Source organism: Pseudonocardia ailaonensis, assembly GCF_039531635.1.
Classification (GTDB): Bacteria; Actinomycetota; Actinomycetes; order Mycobacteriales; family Pseudonocardiaceae; genus Pseudonocardia; species Pseudonocardia ailaonensis.
Genome location: NZ_BAAAQK010000003.1, coordinates 273,236 through 295,604 on the forward strand (window position 1 = coordinate 273,236; position 22,369 = coordinate 295,604).

At 73.6% G+C, this 22,369-nt stretch carries 15 protein-coding genes and 1 pseudogene; 8 read left to right on the forward strand and 8 right to left on the reverse strand.

Going from position 1 to position 22,369, the window contains the following annotated elements; all coding sequences use genetic code 11:
* Positions 1 to 149 precede the first annotated feature (149 nt).
* The 3 genes from ABD324_RS04110 (at position 150) to ABD324_RS04120 (ending at position 3,107) form a co-directional block, all read left to right on the forward strand.
* Positions 150 to 1,058 (forward strand): MEDS domain-containing protein, encoded by a 909-nt coding sequence (locus tag ABD324_RS04110; protein WP_344412477.1) that lies wholly within the window; start codon positions 150 to 152, stop codon positions 1,056 to 1,058.
* Positions 1,055 to 2,002, forward strand: coding sequence for an ATP-binding protein (locus tag ABD324_RS04115; RefSeq protein ID WP_344412479.1), 948 nt, complete (start codon positions 1,055 to 1,057; stop codon positions 2,000 to 2,002). Before ABD324_RS04110 ends, ABD324_RS04115 begins: the two co-directional genes overlap by 4 nt.
* A gap of 235 nt (positions 2,003 to 2,237) precedes the next feature.
* Positions 2,238 to 3,107 (forward strand): AfsR/SARP family transcriptional regulator, encoded by an 870-nt coding sequence (locus ABD324_RS04120; protein WP_344412481.1) that lies wholly within the window; start codon positions 2,238 to 2,240, stop codon positions 3,105 to 3,107.
* 61 nt (positions 3,108 to 3,168) lie between these two features.
* On the opposite strand, the gene ABD324_RS04125 is transcribed toward ABD324_RS04120, so the two are convergent.
* Both ABD324_RS04125 and fgd read right to left on the reverse strand, forming a co-directional pair.
* On the reverse strand, positions 3,169 to 3,633 hold the full coding sequence (locus ABD324_RS04125) for an ATP-binding protein (RefSeq protein ID WP_344412483.1): 465 nt from the start codon (positions 3,631 to 3,633) through the stop codon (positions 3,169 to 3,171).
* A 99-nt stretch (positions 3,634 to 3,732) separates the two neighbouring features.
* The gene (gene fgd / locus ABD324_RS04130; protein ID WP_344412485.1) at positions 3,733 to 4,737 is read right to left on the reverse strand and encodes a glucose-6-phosphate dehydrogenase (coenzyme-F420); all 1,005 of its coding nucleotides are present in this window, start codon (positions 4,735 to 4,737) and stop codon (positions 3,733 to 3,735) included.
* 189 nt (positions 4,738 to 4,926) lie between these two features.
* Here fgd and ABD324_RS04135 point away from each other — a divergent pair, with 189 nt between their 5' ends.
* The 3 genes and pseudogenes from ABD324_RS04135 to recQ all read left to right on the forward strand — a co-directional run.
* A complete protein-coding gene (locus ABD324_RS04135; RefSeq protein ID WP_344412487.1) occupies positions 4,927 to 6,762 on the forward strand; it encodes an ABC transporter ATP-binding protein in 1,836 nt (611 codons plus the stop codon).
* Positions 6,759 to 8,642 carry an ABC transporter ATP-binding protein gene (locus ABD324_RS04140; protein WP_344412489.1) on the forward strand — a complete coding sequence of 628 codons (1,884 nt, stop codon included), beginning with the start codon at positions 6,759 to 6,761 and terminating at the stop codon, positions 8,640 to 8,642. Before ABD324_RS04135 ends, ABD324_RS04140 begins: the two co-directional genes overlap by 4 nt.
* 155 nt (positions 8,643 to 8,797) lie before the next feature.
* A pseudogene (gene recQ / locus ABD324_RS04145) lies at positions 8,798 to 10,621 on the forward strand (DNA helicase RecQ); the annotation flags it as partial.
* An 810-nt stretch (positions 10,622 to 11,431) separates the two neighbouring features.
* On the opposite strand, the gene ABD324_RS04150 reads toward recQ, so the two are convergent.
* On the reverse strand, positions 11,432 to 12,541 hold the full coding sequence (locus ABD324_RS04150) for a coiled-coil domain-containing protein (protein WP_344412492.1): 1,110 nt from the start codon (positions 12,539 to 12,541) through the stop codon (positions 11,432 to 11,434).
* Positions 12,542 to 12,816: 275 nt separating this feature from the next.
* On the opposite strand from ABD324_RS04150, the gene ABD324_RS04155 reads away from it, so the two are divergent.
* The gene (locus tag ABD324_RS04155; protein ID WP_344412494.1) at positions 12,817 to 13,800 is read left to right on the forward strand and encodes a tyrosine-type recombinase/integrase; all 984 of its coding nucleotides are present in this window, start codon (positions 12,817 to 12,819) and stop codon (positions 13,798 to 13,800) included.
* A gap of 405 nt (positions 13,801 to 14,205) precedes the next feature.
* Here the strand turns inward: ABD324_RS04155 and ABD324_RS04160 are convergent, their stop codons facing one another.
* On the reverse strand, positions 14,206 to 16,473 hold the full coding sequence (locus ABD324_RS04160; RefSeq protein WP_344413402.1) for a HelD family protein: 2,268 nt from the start codon (positions 16,471 to 16,473) through the stop codon (positions 14,206 to 14,208).
* A 153-nt stretch (positions 16,474 to 16,626) separates the two neighbouring features.
* On the opposite strand from ABD324_RS04160, the gene ABD324_RS04165 reads away from it, so the two are divergent.
* The gene (locus ABD324_RS04165) at positions 16,627 to 17,403 is read left to right on the forward strand and encodes an RNA polymerase sigma factor SigF (protein ID WP_344412496.1); all 777 of its coding nucleotides are present in this window, start codon (positions 16,627 to 16,629) and stop codon (positions 17,401 to 17,403) included.
* Here the strand turns inward: ABD324_RS04165 and ABD324_RS04170 are convergent.
* From ABD324_RS04170 to ABD324_RS04185, 4 genes are all read right to left on the reverse strand, one after another.
* A complete protein-coding gene (locus tag ABD324_RS04170) occupies positions 17,393 to 18,478 on the reverse strand; it encodes a DNA topoisomerase IB (RefSeq protein WP_344412498.1) in 1,086 nt (361 codons plus the stop codon). The genes ABD324_RS04165 and ABD324_RS04170 overlap by 11 nt on opposite strands.
* Before the next feature lie 82 nt (positions 18,479 to 18,560).
* Complete coding sequence (locus ABD324_RS04175; RefSeq protein ID WP_344412501.1) at positions 18,561 to 20,921, reverse strand: glycoside hydrolase family 65 protein; 2,361 nt, start codon at positions 20,919 to 20,921, stop codon at positions 18,561 to 18,563.
* On the reverse strand, positions 20,918 to 21,652 hold the full coding sequence (locus tag ABD324_RS04180) for a beta-phosphoglucomutase family hydrolase (protein WP_344412503.1): 735 nt from the start codon (positions 21,650 to 21,652) through the stop codon (positions 20,918 to 20,920). The genes ABD324_RS04175 and ABD324_RS04180 overlap by 4 nt, the downstream gene beginning before the upstream one ends.
* Before the next feature lie 102 nt (positions 21,653 to 21,754).
* A partial coding sequence (locus tag ABD324_RS04185) for a histidine kinase (protein WP_344412506.1) occupies positions 21,755 to 22,369 on the reverse strand: 615 nt, incomplete at its 5' end.

Sequence of the window (22,369 nt, forward strand, 5' to 3'; positions counted from 1 at the left end):
GGACGTCGCTTCGGCGCGGCTTCCCCCGTCCGCGGGACGGGTGCCCCCCGGAAGCGGTCGTAGAGTGGCCGTCTGATCACGCACCGCTCTGATCACCCGAATCGATCAGGGAACCGCAGCAGCCGGACGACCGGCAGTCGGGACCGCCCATGACCCCACGAGTCGCAGAGGACCTGCGCTCCGGGGATCACGTGTGCGCGGTGCCGGTGAGCGACGAGCAGCTGTGGGAGCTCACCGCCCGGTTCCTCGCGGGTGGCCTCCGGCGCCGGGAGAAGGTCGTCTACTTCGACGACGGCACGTCCGAGCGCGTGCTGGACCGGCTCGTCGAGGACCGGGTGCCGGTCGCGGGCTCGCTGCGCAGCGGGCAGCTGCAGGTCGTCTCGGCCGACGTCACCCGGCAGGCCTTCCACTCCCCCGTCAGCGACGTCCGGGCCCTGCTCGACTCCTATGTGGACGGTTCGGTGACGCAGGGCTGGTCCGGCTTCCGGATGACCGGCCAGATGAGCTACGGCGCCGCCGCCCCGGCCGGCATCCCGCTCGCCGACTACGACCGCGCGCTGGACCAGCTGGTCGCCGAGCGCTCCTGCACCGCGCTCTGCCTCTACGACCACGCCCACTACACGGACCGGCAGATCGAGCAGATGCGCGGTGTGCACCGCGAGGAGCTCGTCGCCGCGGCGGCGTACGACGACGGCCTGCTGCGGATCACCCAGACCGGCCCCACCTCGGTGCGGCTGGCCGGCGAGGCGGACCACAGCAACCGGCCCGTGATCCACAAGCTGATCGTCGACACCCTCGACCGGGCGCTGCGCTCCGGCGACGCCCCCACGGAGATCGAGCTGAACCTCGCCTCGCTGCGGTTCCTCGACGTCGCCGGGGCGGTGGCCCTGGTGCACGCGGCCGAGGAGTTCCCGAGCAGCCACCGCCTCGTCCTGGGCGACGTCCGGCCCGCGGTGCAGCGGGTCCTGGACCGCTGCGGGGCCCCCTTCGCGGCCCAGCTGACGGTGCGCGAGGCGCAGGGACCGAGCAGGACGGCCGGCCCGGAGGAGGAACGGTGAAGGTCGAGACCCGGATCCCCGAGCGCACCCGCCTGCGGCACGCCGTGGAGTTCCACGACGGCACCGCGGACCAGCTCGAGCGGGCCGTCGCGTTCGCGCGCGAGAGTGTCGGGCGGGGCGAGCGGCTCGCGCTCGCCGTGCCGCCGGCGATCGAGCGGGCCGTGTTCGACGCGGTCGGGCACGCCGGCGTCGTGAGCCTGGCGGCGCCGCACGGGCCCAGCGGCGGCTCCGGCCAGACCACGGCCGCACTGCGGGCCCGGGAGCTGCGCTCGCTCGTGCAGAGCGACGCGGGAGCGACCGTGCTGTCCGCCCACGACCCCCAGCACGACGGCGTGGACGGCAGCTACTGGACGGAGCTCGACGCGGCGCTCAACGTGGCGCTCGCGGACCTGCCCGTCGACTTCGTCTGCCTCTATCCCGGCTTCCCGCTGCACCTCGAGGTGCTGGAGGGGGCCCGGGTCAACCACCCCTACCTGCTGGTCGACGGCCGGCTGCGCGGCAACCCCGAGCACCGCTGCCCGCTGGAGGTGCTCACCGGACGCGAGCGGGCCGCGCCGCTGGTCCTGGGGCCGCCGGACCACGCGTTGCGCTACAACTCCTGGCAGCTGCACGAGGTCAGGCGGCTGGTGGCGCGGCTGGTCCCGGGGCTGGGCTTCGATCCGGTCCGCACCGAGGACCTGGTGCTCGCGGTCAACGAGATCGCCACCAACGCCGTCGAGCACGGGGCGCCGCAGGCCGAGATCCAGCTGTGGGAGACCTCCCGCGGGCTCGTCTGCGAGATCCACGACACCGGCACGCTCGGGGAGCCCCTGCCGGGGCTGACGGCGCCGCACCCGGCCGAGCCGCGGGGCCGCGGGGTGTGGATCGCGCGGCAGCTCTGCGACCTGCTGCACGTGTGGCGGGACGCCTCCGGGACCCACGTGCGACTGCACGCCACGCCCTGAGCTAAGATCGCTACGGATCGTCACCCGTCCGGCTGTACCTGCGGTTCATCAGATATGTTTATGCAGGGCGTAACTGTGACGAAACAGCCCCTTGGCAAATCAGGGCAGGTCGGAGAACACTGTTCGACGGGCCGGACGCCATGGGGTGTGCACGGCCGCCGACCCGGCCCGGTGGACGCACCGGAGCGCGCGTCACGACAGCATTGATCAGCACGTCCGAACATACGGGATAACCATGTCTGACGGTCACCGCCGATCCTTCGACGACTGTCCGGGCCACCGCATCACGGTGCTCGGAGCCTTCGGTCTCACCTCTGACGGCGCCACCGTGCCGCTGGGTGTCGACCCACGGCGCGTCGTCGCCTACCTCGCCCTGCACCGCCGGCCCCAGCCCCGCGCCGCACTGGCCGCGGACCTGTGGCCGGGTGTGCCCGCCGAGGCCGCCGCCCGGCTCCTGGCCGAGGCCGTGGCCGGCGTCGACGTACCCGGCCTGCTCGCCGGGGACATCACCGACGAGCAGAGCCCGCTGGCCCTGGCGGACGAGGTCGAGGTCGACCTGTCCGACGCCATGCTCCTCGTGCGCGCCTTCTCCGGGGGTGGCCGGCTCACCGAGCGCCCCTCCGTCGAGCTGCTCTCCGAGGACATCCTCCCCTCGTGGACGGCGCCGTGGATCGCGATCGAGCGCGAGCGGTTCCGCCAGCTCCGGCTCGCGGCGCTCGAGGAGGTGAGCCTCAAGCTCACCGCCACGGGCCTGCACGCGGACGCGGTGGAGATCGCCGAGCTCGCCGTCACCGCCGCCCCCAGCCGGGAGAGCGCCCGCCGCGCGCTGATCGAGGCGCTGCTCGCCAAGGGCGACGTCGTCGACGCGGTCGCCCAGTACGACGCCTTCCAGGAGCTGCTGCGCACCAGCGTCGGGCCGGAGAGCGGTGCCCTCGAGGGCCTGTTCCCGTCCGCCGGGGCCTGGCCGATCCGGACCGCCGCCGGTGGTTTCCGCCGCCCGCTGCAGCGTTCCGCCGTGGTCCTCCCGGGCCTGCGCGCCGCCCGTCCGGCGACCCCGGGCGCGCCGCGACGGCTGGTCGCCGGGGGCACCTCGCCCGTCCGCTGATTCGTTGTGGTGAGAAGCCCCGTCCGGTTGGGACGGGGCTTCTCCCGTTCCCGGGCATCGCTCAGGGGACGGGGATCTCCAGGCACACCTCGGTGCCGTGCCCGGTGGGCGTGATGTCGAGACGGGTGGCGAGCGCCCGGATCATCGGCAGCCCGCGGCCCCGGTCCCGGTCGTGCGCCGGGGCGGCGCGCGGACGCCAGTGGCCCGAGTCCGTGATCCGCGCGGCCACCACCCGATCTCCCCCGGTGCCCGCCCGGACCCGCAGGTCGACCTCGACCGGTCCCGGATCGGTCCCGGCGTAGGCGTGGTCGACGGCGTTGGCCGCCGCCTCGCCCACGGCGAGGAGCAGGTCCACCAGGACGTCGGCCGGCAGCTGTGCCTGCCTCCCCCATCCCGAGACGGCCGCCCGGATCAGGGCGAGCTCACCGGCGCGGGCGGGATGCACGATCCGCAGCACTCCCGGGACCGCCCGCAGGGGGGCGGGCCGGTCCGCGGGGTGGCCGTCTGGCTGGCCGTGGGCGTTCACGTGCGGGAGGCTCCCGGGTCCGGTCGGGGACGCGTGGGGTGTGCGTCCGCCGCAGGTATCCCCGCCCGGGGCTCCCCGCAAACCGTGGCGCCCGCCGGGTCAGGCGAGCGCGCGCAGCGTCGGGACGACGTCCTCGGTGAACTGGGTGAGGAAGCGCTCCTGGTCGTGGCCGGGGCCGTGGAAGACCAGGTGGTTGAGCCCGGCGTCGAGGTAGGGCTTGATCTGCGCCACGGCCTCGTCCGGGTCGCTGGCCACGATCCACCGCTTCGCCACCTGCTCGATCGGCAGCTCGTCGGCCAGGCGCTCCATCTCCACGGCCGAGTCGACCGTGTGCTTCTGCTCCGCGGTCAGCGACAGCGGTGCCCAGAAGCGCGTGTTCTCCAGCGCCACGTCCGCGTCCCGGTCGTAGGAGAGCTTGATCTCGATGGTCCGGTCGATGGCGTCGAACGAGCGGGACTCCTTCTCCGCCCCCTCCTTGACGGCCGGGATCAGCTTCTCGGTGTAGAGGTCCATGCCCTTGCCCGAGGTGCAGATGAAGCCCTCGCCCGAGCGGCCGGCGTACCGGGCCACGACGGGCCCGCCCGCGGCGATGTAGACCGGCACCGGAGTCTCCGGCCGGTCGTAGATCGACGCGTTGACCAGCGTGTAGTAGTCGCCGGAGAAGTCGACCTCGGTCTCGGTCCACAGCAGCCGCATGAGCGTCACGGCCTCGCGCAGCCGGGCGAAGCGCTCCTTGAACTCCGGCCACTCCCGCCCCGAGACGGCGATCTCGTTGAGCGCCTCGCCGGTGCCCGCGCCCAGGATGATCCGGTTGTCGTACAGCAGGGCCATCGTGGCGAAGGTCTGTGCCATCACCGCGGGGTTGTAGCGGAAGGTCGGCGTGGTCACGCTCGTGCCGATCTGCACCCGTCGGGTGCGCTCCCCCACGGCCGCCATCCAGGTCAGCGCGGACGGCGCGTGGCCGCCCTCGTGCCGCCACGGCAGGAAGTGGTCGGACACCCAGACGCTGTCCAGACCCACCTCCTCGGCCCGCACGGCGTACTCCACCAGGTCACGGGGCCCGAACTGCTCCGCCGAGGCCTTGTAACCGATCTTCAGGTCCACGCTCGTCCTTCCACTGGGTCTGGCACAGGTCTACTACACGGCCCGCCGGGGCGCGGTGACAACACTTGACCTGAACCGTGGTGCAGGTCGCAGGGTCGAGGAGTGATCGTCAGAGCCGTCGTCCGTGTGATCGTTGCGGACGGAAGTCGGATGCGCGCGGCGCCGCGCGCTCGTAGCGTGGGGGAAACCATGCCTGCTCCGTCATCGCAGGCGCAGTCGTCCGAGCCCCCCGATCCACCGGCGGTCACCCCCGCCGGTTCGACGCTGGGTGCGCTGCGCCGACTCCGCCCGTACACCCGTCCCCACCGCCGCGCGCTCCTCGGATCCGGCGCGGCGGCACTGGCCGGCACCCTGGCCGCGCTCGTCGTCCCGCTCGTCACCCGGCGGATCGTCGACGGGCCGATCACCCGCGGCGACCTCTCCCCGCTGCCCTGGCTGATCGCCGGGGTGGTCGCCCTCGGCCTGGTGGAGGCCGCGCTGCTGTTCCTGCGCCGCCGGCTCGTCGCCCGGCCCACCACCGCCATCGAGGCCCGCATGCGCGCGGACCTCTACGCGCACCTGCAGCGGCTGCCGATCTCCTTCCACGACCGGTGGCCCTCGGGCCAGCTGCTGTCGCGGGCGATCCAGGACCTGTCCACGATCCGCCGCTTCCTCGCGTTCGCCGGTGTCTTCCTGGTGGTCAACACGATCACCGCGATCGTGGGCATCGCCGTGCTCGGCGCCCTGTCGTGGTTCCTCGGGGTGGCGATCCTGGTCCTCGCCGTCCCGCTGGTGACGCTGACCCTGCGCATCGAGAAGCGTTTCACGGCGGTGGCCCGCCGCGCCCAGGACCAGGCGGGGGACCTCGCGACCGTGGTCGAGGAGTCGGCGCTGGGCATCCGGGTGCTGCGCTCGCTCGGGCGCGGCCGGGAGATCTCCGCCCGGTTCCTCGCGGACTCGCGGGGCCTGCGCGGCACGCAGCTGCGGATGGTGCGGCTGCGGGCGGCGCTGTGGTGCGTGCTCGTGCTGCTCCCGGAGCTGGCGATCGCGGTGATCCTCGGCCTCGGCACCTACGGGGTCGCCACCGGCGTGCTGACGGTCGGCACGCTCGTCGCCGCCGTCACGATCATGACCTACCTGTACTGGCCCATCGCGTCGCTCGGCTGGCTGCTCACCGAGGCGGGGAACGCGGCGGCGGCGAGCCGGCGGTACTGGGAGGTCATGGACGTCTCCCCGGCGATCGTCGACGCGCCGTCGCCCGTCGCGCTGCCCGCCGTGCGCGGGCGGCTGGAGTTCCGGAACGTCGTGTTCCGGTACGCGGAGGCGGGGCCTGCGGACCCGGCCATCGGCACCGAGGCCGCCGGGCCGGTGCTCGACGGCGTCGACCTGGTGGTCGAGCCGGGCGAGACGATGGCGCTGGTCGGGGCCACCGGTTCCGGGAAGTCCGTGCTGACGTCGCTGGTGGCGCGGCTGGCGGACGTCACCTCCGGTGCCGTGCTGCTCGACGGCGTGGACGTGCGGTCGCTGCGGCTCGCGGACCTGCGCCGGGCCGTGGCCACGGCGTTCGAGGACCCGGTGCTGATCTCCGCGAGCGTGCGGGAGAACGTGGCGCTCGGCGTGCCGGACGCCTCGGACGACGAGGTGTGGGAGGCGCTGCGGATCGCCGGGGCGGCCGGGTTCGTGGAGAGGCTGCCCTGGGGTCTGCGGACCCGGATCGGCGAGCAGGGGCTGTCGCTCTCGGGCGGGCAGCGGCAGCGGCTCGCGCTGGCCCGCGCGGTGATCGGCCGCCCGCCGGTGCTGGTGCTCGACGACCCGCTGTCGGCGCTCGACGTGCACACCGAGGCGGAGGTGGAGGCCGCCCTGCGGTCCGTGCTGGGTGGGGTGACGGCGCTGGTGGTGGCGCACCGGCCGTCGACCGTGCAGCTCGCGGACCGGGTGGCGCTGCTCGACGGCGGGCGGATCACGGCGGTCGGGACGCACCGGGAGCTGTTGGTGGAGAACGAGACCTACCGGAACCTGCTGTCCGGGGAGCTGGTGCGGTCATGAGCGCGGAGACGGAGCCCGCGGAGTCGACCATCGGCACGGAGACGGAGCCCGCGGAGTCGACCATCGAGACGGATCTCGAATGGAGGGGCGTCGGGGACGATTCGGAGGAGGTGACCCGCGCCGCCGGGCTGAAGCTCGCCCGCAGCGCCCGGACCCTGGTGGCCGGGCTGCTGCGGCCCCGGATGAAGCCGGTCGTGCTCGCCCTGGTGATCCTCGTCCTCGAGAACGCCGTGATGCTCACCGGCCCGCTGCTGGTGGCGCTGGCGATCGACACCGGCGTCCCGGCCGCGCTCGACGGGCGCCCGGCCCCGCTGGCCTGGGCCGTCGCGGGCTACGCGGCGTCCGGCCTGGCCGCGGCCGGGCTGCGGGCGGCGTTCCTGCTGGTCTCCGGGCGGCTCGGCCAGGACGTGCTGCTGGTACTGCGGGACCGCGTGTTCCGGCACGCGCAGCGGCTGGCCCTGGAGTGGCACGAGTCGTACACGTCGGGCCGGCTGATCTCGCGGCTGACCAGTGATCTGGAGTCCATCGACGACCTCCTCGACCAGGGGCTCGACGGGCTGCTCGGCGCGCTGCTGACCCTCGGCGGGATCACGACGGTCCTGCTGCTGATCGATCCGGTGCTCGCGGCCGTCGTGCTGGCCGGGTTCGTGCCGCTCGTCGTCGTCACCCGGTGGTTCCAGCAGCGCTCGCGCGCGAGCTACCGGATCACCCGGACCTGGGTGGCGCGCGTGATCGTGCATTTCGTGGAGTCCATGAACGGCATCCGCGCGGTCCAGGCCTACCGCCGGGAGGCCCGCAACGAGTCGATCATGGACCAGCTCGGCAACCGGTACCGGGACGCCAACGCCGACGCGCTGCTCACCCTGTCCTGGTTCGTCGCCTGTGTGCGGGCCGTCGGGAACCTGACCCTCGCGCTGGTGCTGCTGCTCGGTGCCCTGCGGGTGACGGGCGGCGCGCTGGAGATCGGCGCGCTCGTCGCGTTCCTGCTCTATCTGCGCCGCTTCTACGACCCGCTCGACCAGCTCGCCCAGTTCCTCAACGCCTACCAGTCCGCGGCCGCGGCGCTGGAGAAGCTGGCGTCGGTCCTGGACACGCCGGTGACGGTGGCGGAGCCCACGGACCCGGCCCCGCTCGACCGTCCGCGGGGCGAGCTGCGCTTCGAGGCCGTCACGTTCGCGTACCCGCGCGCGCCGGAGCGGATCGTGCTCCCGGAGTTCTCGCTGGAGGTCCCGGCCGGGCAGACGATCGCGCTCGTCGGGGAGACGGGCGCGGGCAAGACCACGCTGGCCAAGCTGGCCGCCCGGTTCCACGACCCGGTGTCCGGCCACGTGCGCCTCGACGGCGTCGACCTGCGCGACCTGGCCGACGCCGACCTGCGCCGGGCCCTGGTCATGGTCACCCAGGAGCCGTTCCTGTTCTCGGGTTCGCTCGCGGACAACGTCGCTCTCGGCCGCCCGGGGGCCACCCGTGCGGAGATCGCCGCGGCGGTCGACGCGGTGGGCGCCGGGTTCGTGCACGAGCTGCCGGAGGGCCTGGACACGGACGTCCGCAAGCGGGGCGGCCGGCTCTCGGCGGGCCAGCGCCAGCTCGTGTCCCTGGCCCGGATCGTCCTGGCGGACCCGGCGGTCGTCCTGCTCGACGAGGCGACCTCCAGCCTGGACATCCCCTCGGAGCGCGCGGTGCAGGCCGCCCTGGAGACGGTCCTGGCGGACCGCACGGCCCTGATCATCGCCCACCGGCTGTCGACGGTCGCGATCGCCGACCGCGTCCTGGTCCTGGCCGAGGGCCGCGTGATCCAGGACGGCACCCCCGCGGAGCTCCTGCGCACCGGCGGCGACTTCGCCGACCTCCACGCGGCCTGGGAGTCGAGCCTCCGCTGAGCCCGTGAGTGGCGATAGTCGCTCCGGCGACTATCGCCACTCACGAGGTGGCCGGCGGCTGTGCGCCGACGACGTCACCCGTCGAGAAGGTCCGTCGGTCGGCCCTCGCACGCATCCGTGGGTTTCGCCCCGCGGGCCGCGGGGGGCCGCCTACGATCGGGCGGGTGAGCGCTCCCCCCGCAACCGCCGCCCTGGACGTCCTGCACCGCGTGTTCGGGTACGAGGCCTTCCGCGGGCCGCAGGCCGAGGTGGTCGAGCACGTCGTCGCGGGTGGGGACGCGCTCGTCCTCATGCCGACCGGCGGCGGGAAGTCGTTGTGCTACCAGGTCCCGGCGCTCGTGCGGCCCGGCACCGGGGTGGTGATCTCGCCGCTGATCGCGCTCATGCAGGACCAGGTCGACGCGCTGCGCACCCTCGGCGTCCGGGCGGGGTTCCTCAACTCCACCCAGACTCCTCCCGAGCGGCGCGAGACCGAGCAGGCCTTCCTCACCGGCGAGCTGGACCTGCTCTACCTCGCGCCCGAGCGGCTGCGGGTGGCCTCGACCGTCGAGCTGCTGGACCGCGGCGAGATCGCCCTTTTCGCGATCGACGAGGCGCACTGTGTGGCGCAGTGGGGCCACGACTTCCGGCCCGACTACCTCATGCTCTCCGAGCTTCACCAGCGCTGGCCCTCCGTCCCCCGGATCGCGCTCACCGCCACGGCCACGGCGCACACCCGCACCGAGATCGCCGAGCGGCTCGACCTCACGCGGGCGAAGCAGGTCGTCGACAGCTTCGATCGGCCCAACATCCAATACCGGATCGTGCCCAAGGCCGAGCCCCGCAAGCAGTTGCTCGAGCTGCTGCGCACCGAGCACGCCGGGGACTGCGGGATCGTCTACTGCCTGTCCCGGAAGTCGGTCGAGCAGACCGCCGAGTTCCTTGCGTCACAAGGCATCCCGGCGCTGCCGTACCACGCGGGGCTCGACGCGGCGGTGCGTCGCGACCACCAGGCCCGGTTCCTCCGCGAGGAGGGCCTGGTCATGTGCGCGACGATCGCGTTCGGCATGGGCATCGACAAGCCGGACGTCCGGTTCGTCGCCCACCTGGACCTGCCCAAGTCCGTCGAGGGCTACTACCAGGAGACCGGCCGCGCGGGCCGCGACGGGCAGCCGTCCACGGCCTGGCTGGCGTACGGGCTGGCGGACGTCGTGCAGCAGCGCAAGATGATCGACGACTCCGAGGGCGACCGCGCCCACAAGCAGCGGCTGGGGCAGCACCTGGACGCGATGCTCGGGCTGTGCGAGACCGTCGAGTGCCGGCGGGTGCAGCTGCTGAAGTACTTCGGGCAGGCGTCCGAGCCGTGCGGGAACTGCGACACCTGCCTCACGCCGGCGGAGTCCTGGGACGGCACGGTGCCGGCGCAGAAGCTGCTCTCGACGGTGTGGCGGCTGAAGAAGGAGCGCAACCAGTCCTTCGGCGCGCAGCAGTCCGTCGACATCCTGATCGGGAAGAAGACGGCGCGGGTCGAGCAGTTCCGCCACGACGAGCTCAGCACCTTCGGCATCGGCGCGGACCTGTCGGAGCACGAGTGGCGCGGGGTCGTCCGGCAGCTGCTGGCGCGCGGGGTGCTCGAGGTGGGTGGCGCCTACAACACCCTGCAGCTCACGGACGGCAGCGGCGAGGTGATGCGCGGCGAGCGGAAGGTCATGCTGCGCAAGGACCCCGAGCGCACCCGCACCCGTCGCAGCTCCCGGTCCTCGGCTCCCCCGGCGGACCTCCCGGCCGGCGCCGCCCCGCTCTTCGAGAAGCTCCGGGCCTGGCGGGGAGCCACGGCGAAGGAGCAGGGCGTCCCCGCCTACGTGATCTTCCACGACGCCACCCTCCGCGCCATCGCCTCGCTCGCCCCCGCGTCGCTGGCGGCACTGGGCACGGTGAGCGGGGTGGGCGAGAACAAGCTGGCGAAGTACGGCCCGGGGGTGCTGGAGGCGATCGGGGCGGCGGCGGGTGAGCCCGCCGCGGTCGACACGCCCGGTGCCTCGCCGGCGGCTCGCAGCACCTCCGCGGGCGAGGCCGGGAGTGGCAGTGCGGGGAGTGGCAGCTCCTCTCGCGGCAGCGCATCCCCGGGCGGGAGTGTGAGCGGCCACGCTGCCGGCCCCGGCGCGGCGAGCGGTGGGGTGTCCACCAGCCGAGCGTCGACCAGCAGCGGAGCGAGCGGTGGGGCAAGGGCCGCCGACGAGGAGCCCTGGCCCCTCGAGGAACCTCCCGAGCCCGACTACCCCGAGGACGATCCCTGGGGTTCGTGATCGTCGGGTGGCGGCCGGCAGGTACAGGCCTGATCGTCAGCTGTGACCGGAAGACGCCGATCCTGGCGGTTCTTCGGTCACAGGCGCTGATCTCGGGCTGCTCGACGGAGCGTCGCGGTCACGGGCGCGCCCTTGATCACTACCTCTGACCGTCCGACGCCAACCCTGGGCGGGTTCAGGGTCAGACGCCGTGATCATGCCGGGCGGGCTCGGCAATGCCCTGGAGATGCTCAGCAATCGAATTGCTCCACCCTCGGAGGGCCCGAGGGCCGAGGGTCGGATGGTCGGATGGTCGGACTTTCTCCGATCGCTCCAGGGTCGCTCGAGAGGACGTCGGTGCACTCCGGCCCCGGACTGACCTCTCTGCTCAGCGGCGTCCCGGCTGCCCTCCTGCGGAGCAGGGGCGATTGCCGAGGACCGGACTGCCAGCCGCGCCCCTATGGCGGTCACGGCCTCCGGGGTCACCACAACCGCACGGGCTCACGGGCTCACGGGCTCACGGGCTCACGGGCGGAGCGTGCGGATCTCGTGTTCCGCGGCGCCGAGCTGACGGTGAAGGTCGGCGACCTCGGCCGCGTGGGTGCGGGTTCGCCGCTCGAGGTCCTCGGTGGCCTCCCGGCGGAGCTGGACCAGGGCCTCACGGTGGGTCGCCTCGGTGTCGTCACGGCGGCGGGCCTGCTCCTGCTCGTGAGCCGAGCGCAGCTCTCCCAGCAGCTGGTCGTGGGCGGCCCGCAGCTCCTCCTCCCGCGCCCGGCCCCGGTCATCTGCGGCCCGCACCTCCGCCTCACGTTCCCGACGGTGACGGTCTGCCTCCTCCCGGGCGGCGCGGGCGCTCTCCTCGGCCGCGGCGAGACGCTCCTGGGCCGCCGCCTCCCTGCGCGCCAGTTCCTCTGTGATCGACCGGGTCCGCGAACGCTCCTCCTCGAGGGCCGTGTCCCGTGCGTGCAGGGTCGCGGTGGCCGTGGTCAGCTCCTCCCGCACCTGGGCCGTCCGGGTCGCGGCCGCGTCGGCCAGCTCCTCGGCCCGTAGCGCCCGTTCCTCCAGCGCGGTCGCCCGGCCCTCCGCGCGGACGGCCTCCCTCTCGGCGGCGACGGCACGGTCGTGAGCCGCCGCGGCACTCTTCTCCGCCTCCGCCCGCAAGCCCACGGCGTCCGCCACCCGGCCGCCGGCCTCCGCAGCCGACTCCTCCGCCCGCGCCGCCCGCTCCTCTGCGGCGAGCCGCGCGCCCCGGTCCTCGGCGGCCGCCGCGATCGCCGCGTCACGCTCCGCGAGCGCCTCCCGCCCCTCACCGTCGAGCCGCTCGCTCAACGCCTCGACCCCGCCCAGCACCTCCCGCAGCGGTGCCGCGGCCGCCGCCAGCCGGGTCCCGAGCTCGTCGACCGCCGTGTCGGTGTCCCCCGCTCCCTCCCGCAGCGAGTCGACCGCGACCAGGGCGGCCTCCGCGTCCTTGCAGCTCAGGTCCTTGGTGCCCCAGGTCCGGCCGTCCTGACAGTAGCGCGGCCGGTTGCCCCGCCCGCTCAGGACGGGCAGCGGCTCCCGGCACCGCCGGAACGCACAGCGGCGGGGGTCTCCCGGAGCGGTCTCGGGCGTCTCGGGCTGCATCACGGCGGTCACCGGACGATCCTCTCGCAACTACAGATTTCTATCTCGTATTGGAGATCGGCGAGTCGTGATTGCTGCACTTGATCAACCGGGGAGAACACCTCTTATCCCGGGTCAGACGACCGGCGCGCCGCGAGAGCGCCGCCGGAAGAGGGACCTAGGCTGCGGAGGTGCCCGGCGAGAACGCACCCGAACCCGGCGGAGAGATCGTCGTGGCGCCTCGTGCAGAGGGCCGACTCCTCGCCCGTCGCACCCCACCCCTCCCCCGCCGCCCCCGACCAGCCGACGTGGATCCGCAGGTCACCGCCCGGATCACCGCTCTCGATGCCGCTGCGGACCACTATCTCGACGCCGAGCGGGTCGCGAGCACCCGCGAGGCCTACGCCCGGGACTGGACGGCGTGGGAGGACTACACCCGCTGGGCCGGCATCCCCCTGCTGTCCGGCGGGCGCGGAGCGCTGGTCGGGTTCGTGCTGTGGCACGAACAGGGCTCACCGCGCGCCGGGCGCCCCGCCGGTGAGCCGGCGGCGCCGGCGACGATCCGCAGACGCCTCGCCGGGGCGCTCCACGGGCTGCGCCGCTTCGGGGCCGACCTCGACGCCCGCGCCCCCGCCGCCGCCCGCGAGGCGCTCGTGATCTACCGCCGCCGCCTCACCGAGGGCGGGATCGCGCGCGGCCGCGGCCAGGCGCACGCCGTGGACCTGAAGGCGGTCCTGGCCATGTCCGCGGCCTGCCCCGACACCCGCTGCGGCCGCCGCGACCGCGCCATGATCACGCTCGGCTTCTACGGCGCCACCCGGGCCAGCGACCAGGCTCACCTGCTCGCCACCGACGTGACGGTCGAGCAGAACGGTGTGGTCCTCGACGTCCGGGTCGGCAAGACGACCGGCCGCAGCGCGCTGCCCCGCCGTCGGCATCCCCTGCTGTGCCCGCGGGCCGCCTGGCTCGCCTGGCGAGAGGTCACCGGGCCGGGCGGGCCGGCGTTCCGGCGCGTCGACCGTCACGACACGGTGCACGACGCACCGCTCTCCCCCGACGCCGTCACCGCGGTGATCGCCCGCGCGGGGGCTCGTGCGGGCCTCGACCACGCGGTGACGTGCCACTCGCTGCGCGCAGGATTCGCGACCGAGTCCTACCGCGCGGGCGCGAGCCTGCTCGACATCGCGACGCAGGGCCGCTGGGCCCCCGGCTCCCAGGAGCTGTTCCGCTACATCCGGACCGTGGACCAGTGGCGCCACAACGCCGCGGACGGCCTCGACCTCGACCCCTGAGGTCCTGATGATCACCGGTCGGCGTGATCACCAGGACCTCAGCGCTCGATGATCAAGGAAAAAGAACCGCAGCGTCCTGCTGATCATCACGGGCGGCCCTGAGGTCCTGATGATCACTGGGACGGGCCCCGCGGTCCTGCTGATCACCGCAGGCGGGCCCAGAGGTCCTGATGACCACCTGGGCGAGCCCTGGGGTCAGCCCGATCACTGTGGGCGGACACTGGTGTCCTGATGATCACCCGCGGAGCAGTGACGTCCTGATGATCAGGCCGGCGAGTGATCATCAGGACACCACTGTCGGATGATCATGGAAGAACCGCACGGAGGTCCTGATGATCACCGGACGCCGGCGCTCCCGCGAGCGCCCGGACGCGGCGTTCCGGCGAGCACCCGGGCGGGCGAGCCTCAGGCCCCCGTGCGGCGCAGGCGCTTCAGGGGCTCCGGGAGGTCCTGGGCGTGGACCACCGCGAGCCGCTGGGTGGCCCGGGTGAGCGCGACGTAGAGGTCGTTCATCCCCCGCGGGCTCTCCTCGAGAACCTCCGCGGGCTCCACGAGGACGACCGAGTCGAACTCCAGGCCCTTCGACGCTCCCACGGGCAGCACCACGACGGAGGCCTCGAGGTCCTCGGGATCCTCCGGCACACCACCGAGCACCGCCCGGCGGAGCGCGTCGAGCCGGCCGGCGGGGACGAGCACCGCTGTGCGGCCCTCCCCCACGGCCGCCTGCTCCTCGCGGACGATCTCGAGCAGCACCCCGTCCGCACCCTCCAGCGAGCCGGCGGCCACCGGCACCGCCCGCGGCGGCACCCCGGTGCTGCGGACGGACCGCGGCGGGGCGAGGCCCGGGTCGATCACGGCCAGCACGTCGTCGGCGACGTCCGCGATCTCCGCCGGGGTGCGGTAGTTCACGCTGAGCTGCTCGAGCTTCCAGCGGTTCTGCACGAACGGCGAGAGCACCTGCCCCCAGGTCGAGGCCCCGGCGATGTCGCCGGTCTGTGCCACGTCCCCGACGATCGTCATGGACCGGGACGGCACACGCCGCATGACCAGCCGCCACGCCATCGCCGAGAGCTCCTGCGCCTCGTCGACGATCACGTGCCCGTAGGTCCACTCCCGGTCCGCGGAGGCGCGATCGGCCGTGGACTCGTAGGTGCGTACCTGCATCCGCTCGGCGAGCCGGTCCGCGTCGACGACGTCCGCGGCGCGCAGCAGCTCCGGATCGAGCTCCTCCTCGAGGTCCAGCACGTCGAGCACGCCCTCGGCGTACTCGATCTCCGCGCGGATCGCGGCCTGTTCGGCGGCCCGGGCCGCGGCGCCGTCGTCGCCCAGCAGTTCGGCGATCTCGTCGAGGAGCGGGACGTCCGCCGCGGTCCAGCGCAGCGCCGGCGGCAGGGAGTCCGCGGGGGCTGCCCGTTCCAGCCGGGCGCGGTCCTCGGCCGGGATGCGCCGGGCGATCGAGTTGAGCTTGCGACGGTCCGCGAACAGCTCGGTGAGGACGCGCTCCGGGGAGAGGGTGGGCCAGAGCGCGTCGAGCTCCCGGACGACCGCGGGATCCTCGGCGAGCTCCTCGCGGATGTCCTCCACGTCGAGCTTGCCGATCAGGTTCCGCGCGCCGAGCGTGCGTGCGACCTGCTGGGCCAGCAGCTGCAGCGCCTCCCGCCGGAAGATCCGCTTGCCCTCGTTGTGGGGCTTGCGGGAGCGCCGGGCGCGCGAGCGGGCGGCGTTGACCAGGTCCCGGTCGATGCGGACCTGCTGGCGTTCCACGACGAGCTCGATCGGTCGGCGCGGCAGCTGCTGGTACTCCTTCACGGCGGCGGCGACGACGGCGGCCATCTCCGCCCGCCCCTTGACCTCGGCGGTGCGGGTGTCCTCGACGCGGCGCGCGTGCAGGCCCGGGAACAGCTCGGCCGGTGTGGCGAGCACGACGGCGGTCTCCCCCAGCGACGGCAGGACCTGCCCGATGTACTTGAGGAAGGTCGGGTTGGGCCCGATCACCAGCACGCCGCGGCGGGCCAGCCGGTCCCGGTGGGTGTAGAGCAGGTAGGCCGCGCGGTGCAGCGCCACGGCCGTCTTGCCCGTACCCGGCCCGCCCTGCACCACCAGCACGCCCGAGGGCTTGGAGCGGATGATCCGGTCCTGCTCGGCCTGGATGGTGGCGACGATGTCGCCCATCCGCCCGGTGCGCGCCTCGCCGACGGCGGCCATCAGCGCGGCCTCGCTGGTCAGGCCCGAGCCGGAGTCGGCCGCCGCGGCGTCCGACAGGTCGAGCACCTCGTCGTCCACGGCGACGACCGAGCGGCCGCGGGTGCGCAGGTGCCGGCGCCGCCGCATGCCCTCGGGACTGGCCGCGGTGGCGGTGTAGAAGGGCTGCGCGGCGGGGGCCCGCCAGTCCATCAGCAGCGGCTCGTACTCGCGCTCCTCGTCGAGCAGCCCGAGGCGCCCGATGTAGCGCACCTCCCCGTCGGCGCCGTCGGGGAGGGGCAGCGCGTCCAGACGCCCGAACGCGAGACCGTGCTCGGCCGCACGCAGGGCGGCCAGCCGGTCCGTGTACATCGCGGCGGCGGCGTCCCGCTCCGTGAGGGCCTGCGGGGTGCCGACGGTCTCGCCGTGCAGCACGTCGGTGAGCCGCTGCGCGGTCTCGCGGCGGCGCTGGTCCAGCCGGTCGTAGAGCATCGCCACGTAGGCACGCTCGTGCTCCAGGGCTGACGCAGATTCAGGGCTCGACACGAGCGGGGAGTTCCTCACCGGGATGGACAGGACGGCGGCTGAACAACCTACCAGCGTCCGCGCGGGTTTCCCGCTGTGCCCACCCGGGTAGATCCTCGTGTGGCAGCGGATGGGGACGACTCCGAGTACGCGCATCTCGCTCCCCTGTTCGACAAGCTCTGCGCACTCGGCGACGAGGACCCCGGCCGGGAGGCCCTGCGGAACCAGCTGGTCACCGGGTATCTGCCGGTCGTGCAGCACATCGCCCGCCGCTTCGCCAACCGCGGCGAGCCCGTCGACGACCTCGAACAGGCCGGCACCGTCGGCCTGATCAACGCCGTGGACCGCTTCGAACCGGACCGCGGTGTGGACTTCCTCTCCTATGCCATCCCGACGATCACCGGCGAGGTCCGCCGGCACTTCCGGGACCGGACGTGGGCGATGCGGGTGCCGCGCCGGCTCAAGGAGATGCAGAGCTCCATCAACGGGGCGATCGGCCCGCTCTCCCAGGAGCTCGGGCGCGCGCCGCGGCCCAGCGAGATCGCCGAGCGGCTCGGCCTCGACACCGAGGAGGTCCTCGAGGGTCTCGACGCCCAGCAGGCCTACCGCGGCCCCTCGCTCGACGAGATGGTGGCGGGCGCCGACTCGCCGCTGTCCGACACCCTCGGGGAGGCCGACGCGGAGCTCGACAAGGTCGAGTACCGCCAGACCCTCGCCCCGCTGCTCGACGAGCTGCCCAGCCGGGAACGCACGATCCTGGTGCTGCGCTTCTTCGGTCACCGCACCCAGACCCAGATCGCGGACGAGATCGGCATCTCCCAGATGCACGTCTCCCGCCTGCTCGCCCGCACCCTCGCCCAGCTGCGCGAACGGATGGGCGAGGACACTAGCCCCTGATCAGCCGCACCACGGAGCGTTCGACGGCGGCCCGCTGCCGGTCATCGGTCAGGTCTCCGCCGCGGCGGACGGCCACCAGCACGGTGCGGCCCTCCTCGAACCGCTCGATCACCCGCGGGTCCACGTAGGAGTTGCGGGCGACGGTCGGGGTGTTGCCGAGGTGGTCGGCGACCGTCTCGACGGCGCGGCGCACCAGCCGGGTGCGGGCCCGCTGCGCCCGCGGCACCCGCCCCTCCTCCGCGACCGCCGCGGCCAGGGTGACCGCGGCCAGCACGGTGGCGTTCCAGGTGCGGAGGTCCTTGCAGGTGAAGCGCTGCCCCACGAGCTCCTTGACCGCGACGTTCAGGTCCGCGGACGTGACGTCGTGCCAGTCCCGCCGCACCCGGTAGGCCAGCAGGTCCTCGCCGCCGCCCTTGCGCCGCAACAGCCCGGTGACGAGCCGGTGCAGCATCGGGTCCGTCAGGTCCAGGGTGCGCGGGATGCCGCCCTTGGCGGGGTAGGAGAACCGCACCGTGCCCCGCCGTAGCGTGACGTGTTCGCGGCGCAGGGTGGCGAGGCCGAAGGTGCCGGCCTCGTCGTGGTCGTCGCCGTCGTGCCCGCACTCGTCGCCGCAGGTCGGCGCGTACTGCTCGCCGCCCGCGCGGAAGACCCCGATGTCGATCATGCGGACCGCGCCCGCCAGCACCCGTTCCCGGGTCAGGCCGGTGCCGTTCAGGCGCGCCGCGACCTCGACCCGGGCCTCGCCGAGGCGCCGGCCGAGGGCCAGGACGCGGTCGTGCTTCGCGGAGTCCCGGGCCAGGCGCCAGTCGTCGTGGTAGCGGTACTGGCGGCGGCCGGCCGCGTCCGTGCCGACGGCCTGGATGTGCCCCTTCGGATCCGGGGCGATCCACACGTCCTGCCAGGCGGGCGGGATCACCAGGCCCCGGATCCGCGCGACCGCGGCCCGGTCGTCGAGCCGCTCCCCGGAGGCGTCGAGATAGGTGAACCCGCGCCCCGACCGCCGCCGCCCCAGCCCGGGCCCCGAGGGGTCGGAACGCACGAGCCCGGGCGGCGGATCGATCACGGCGACGCTCACGCCGGGCAGATACCCGGAAGATCACCCGCGAACCCTCGTGAGTGGCGATAGTCGCTATAGCGACTATTGCCACTCACGGGAGTCAGTTGCCGTGCTGGCGCTGGCGGGGGGCGCGGCCGTAGGGCTGCTCGACGGGCTCCGCGAAGGGCAGCTCGGGGAGCGGGCGGATCTCCGGCTCGTCGGCCAGCGCGACCGGCTCCTCGTAGTGCCGCAGCCGCATCGGCGGGCCGCTGACGAGCCGGTACTCCGCCTCGTCCTGCGTGATCGTGATCCGCAGCAGCCTGCCCTGCCAGCGCAGCCCGAACGACAGCTTGGACAGCGCCGAGGGCAGGACCGGCGAGAACGCCAGCCCTGTCTGGTCGCAGGTCATGCCACCGAACCCGGTGGTGATCGCCGCCCAGCTGCCCGCGCTGGAGGCGATGTGCATCCCGTGGTCGGTGTTGCCCTGCAGGTCGTTCAGGTCGACCAGCGCCGCCTCGGCCAGGTAGTCGTAGGCCAGCTCGACGTGCCCGGTGCGGGCGGCCACCACAGCCTGCGAGCACGCCGAGAGCGACGAGTCCCGCACGGTGATCGCCTCGTAGTAGGCGAAGTTGCGGCGCATCTGCTCAGGGGTGAAGGCGTCCGGGCGCAGCTGCATCGCCAGGACGAGATCGGCCTGCTTGATCACCTGCTTGCGGTACAGGTCGAAGTACGGGTAGTGCAGCAGCAGCGGGTAGGTGTCCGCCGGGGTGCTCTCGAAGTCCCAGATCTTGTGCTTGGTGAAGCCCTCGGACTGGGGGTGGACCTTGAGGTCCTCGTCGTACGGGATGCGCATCGAGTTGGCCGCGTCCCGCCAGCTCGCCATCTCCTCGGAGTTCACCCCGAGCCTGGCCGCGCTGCGCGGGTGCTTGGCGGCGACCTCGGCGGCGTAGCGCAGGTTCAGCTGCGCCATGAGGTTCGTGTAGACGTTGTTGTCCACGATGGCGGAGTACTCGTCCGGGCCGGTCACGCCGTCGATGCGGAACTCGCCCTTGGAGTCGTGGTGCCCCAGCGAGCGCCAGAGCCGCGCGGTCCCGACCAGCAGCTCCAGCCCCACCTCGAGCTCGAACTGGGTGTCCCCGGTGGCCGCCACGTGCCGGCGCACGGCGTCCGCGATGTCCGCGTTGAGATGGAACGCCGCGGTGCCCGCGGGCCAGTAGCCCGAGCACTCCTCGCCGCGGATCGTCCGCCACGGGAACGCCGCGCCCTTGAGCCCCAGCTGTTCGGCGCGCTCGAACGCCTTCGGCAGGATGGACTGCCGCCAGCGCAGCGCGTCCGCCGCGGCGTCCGGGGCGAGGAACGAGAGCACCTGCAGGCAGAAGGTCTCGGTGTCCCAGAAGGTGTGGCCGTCGTAGCCGTCCGCCGTCAGGCCCTTCGCGGAGATGCACCGGCGCTCGGCGCGGGCACCGGCCTGGAGCACGTGGAAGGTGGCCAGCCGCACCGCCTGCTGGAGCTCGGCGTCGCCCTCGATCTCGACGTCCGCGGTCTCCCAGAAGTCGTCGAGGTACTCCTCCTGCTCGCGCAGCAGGCCGTCCCAGCCGGTGTAGCGGGCGGCGGCCAGCGCGGCGCGGACCTGGTCGTACACCGCGGGCAGGCTGCGCCGTGACGACCAGCCGTACGACAGGTACTTCACGACCCTGAGCGTCTCGCCCGGCTTGACCCGCCCGATGATCGTGGTGGAGCCGGTGTCCTCGGTGGCGTCCGAGGTGATCTTGATCCCGTCCGGTCCGTGGACCTCGTGGTCCATCGCGGCGCCCACCCGCAGCTGTGACTTGCGGGTGCTGTGGACGAGCGTGGCGCCGGCCTCGTCCGCCCGGAACAGCTCGGACTGCAGCGCGTTGGTCAGCGCCGCCTCCAGCCGGGGATCGTCGCCGCCGCGGGTGGGGAGCTGCTCGTTGGCCACGAGCTCGGACTGGACGACGAGCAGCGCGGGCTCGTCGACGACCTCGACCTCGTAGCAGATCGCGGCGATCGCGCGCTGGGTCAGCGACACGAGCCGCTTGCTGCGCACCCTCACGACCCGGCCCGCGGGTGACTCCCACTCGACCTCGCGGGTCAGCGTGCCGGCGCGCAGGTCGAGGACCCGCTCGTGGCGGCGCAGCTTGCCGTAGCGCAGGTCGAAGGGCTCGTCGTCGACCAGCAGCCGGATCAGCTTGCCGTTGGTGACGTTGATGATCGTCTGTCCGGACTCCGGGTAGCCGTAGCCGCCCTCGGCGTAGGGCAGCGGCCGGATCTCGTAGAACGAGTTCAGGTAGGTGCCCGGCAGGTGGTGCGGATCGCCCTCGTCGAGGTTGCCGCGCAGGCCGATGTGGCCGTTCGACAGGGCGAACACGGTCTCGGTCTGGCCCATCGCCGCCATGTCCAGGGTGGGCTCCCGCACCACCCACGGCTCGATGGCGAAGGTGCGGCCGGCGTCGGGCTTCACTTGTCCTCCAACAGTTCCTGCAGGTCGGTGACGACGACGTCCGCGCCGTGCTCGCGCAGGGCCGCCGCGTGCCCGAGCCGGTCCACACCGATCACCCGCCCGAAGTCCCCGGCCCGGCCGGCCGCGACGCCGGCCAGCGCGTCCTCGTAGACGACGGCCGCCTCGACCGGGATCCCGAGATCCTGTGCCGCGGCGAGGAACGTGTCCGGGTTCGGCTTGCCGGGCAGCTTCCGCTCCCGCGCGGTGACCCCGTCGACCCGGTGGTCGATCAGCCCGTCGAGCCCCGCGACCCGGAGCACCTGCTCGGCGTTGGCGCTCGACGACACCACGGCCGTCTTCATCCCGGCCGCGCGGACCGCCTCGAGGTACGGCCGCGACGCCGGGTAGACGTCGACCCCCTGCTCGGAGATCACCACCTGGACCAGGTCGTTCTTCCGGGTGGAGAGGCCCCAGAGCGTCTCGGTGTCCGGGGAGTCGTCCGGGCTGCCCTCGGGGAGCTCGATCCCGCGCGAGGCGAGGAAGCTGCGGGTGCCCTCGAGGCGTGGTTTGCCGTCCACGTACGGGCCGTAGTCGGCCGAGACGTCGAACGGCCGGTAGCCGGGGCCCTCCCGCTTCTCGAGGTACTCGTCGAACATGGTCTTCCACGCCTTGGCGTGCACGCTCGCGGTGTCGGTGAGGACGCCGTCGAGATCGAACAGGCAGGCGCGTGCGGAGTCGGGCAAGCCCAGCATGCGCGAACGGTAGCGTCCCGGCCCAGCCGACGCGCCGCCGACGTCTCTCCGTCACACCCGTGGCGAGCAGGTCTTCACACGGTGTTCACGCAGGCAGGGGACCTAGACGGAGGCGCCGACGCCCAGTCGTAACCGTACGGGGTCGCCGTGCCCCAGATCGGTGACGATCACGGTCGCGCCACCCGCCTGATCGTGCTCCACGACGACCGTCACGGTCCCGCCCTCCGGGCGTGGCTCGACGCCCTGCTGCACCGCGTCCCGCACCACCGCGAGCACCTGCAGCGGCGCGACGACGACGTCGTCCAGCCCGGCCGGCTCGGTCACCTCGCAGCCCAGCCGGCGCCCGAAGCGGGCCTTCTCGATCGCCAGGTACGCGCGGACGGCCGCGAGCTCGTCCGCGAGCGGGATCGACGGCGCGCCGACCCGGTCCGCGGTGCGGGTGAGGTCCGCGAGGCCGAGCAGCAGGTCGCGTGCCCGGACCGGGTCCGTGCGCATCAGCGAGGCGATCGTGTTGAACGCGTTGTAGACGAAGTGCTGCTCGAGGCTGCGGCCGAGCACCCCACTGCCGGCCGGACCGGCGGGCGACGGCGCCGCGGCGGCGGGCTCGGGAGGCGCTTCGGGAGCGCCCGGCCCGGCCGCGGACGGTTCCGGCACGCCGGTCCTGGCCGGTGGGCCGGCCTGCCGGTGGGGCAGCACGCGCGGCTCGGCGCGGCCGCC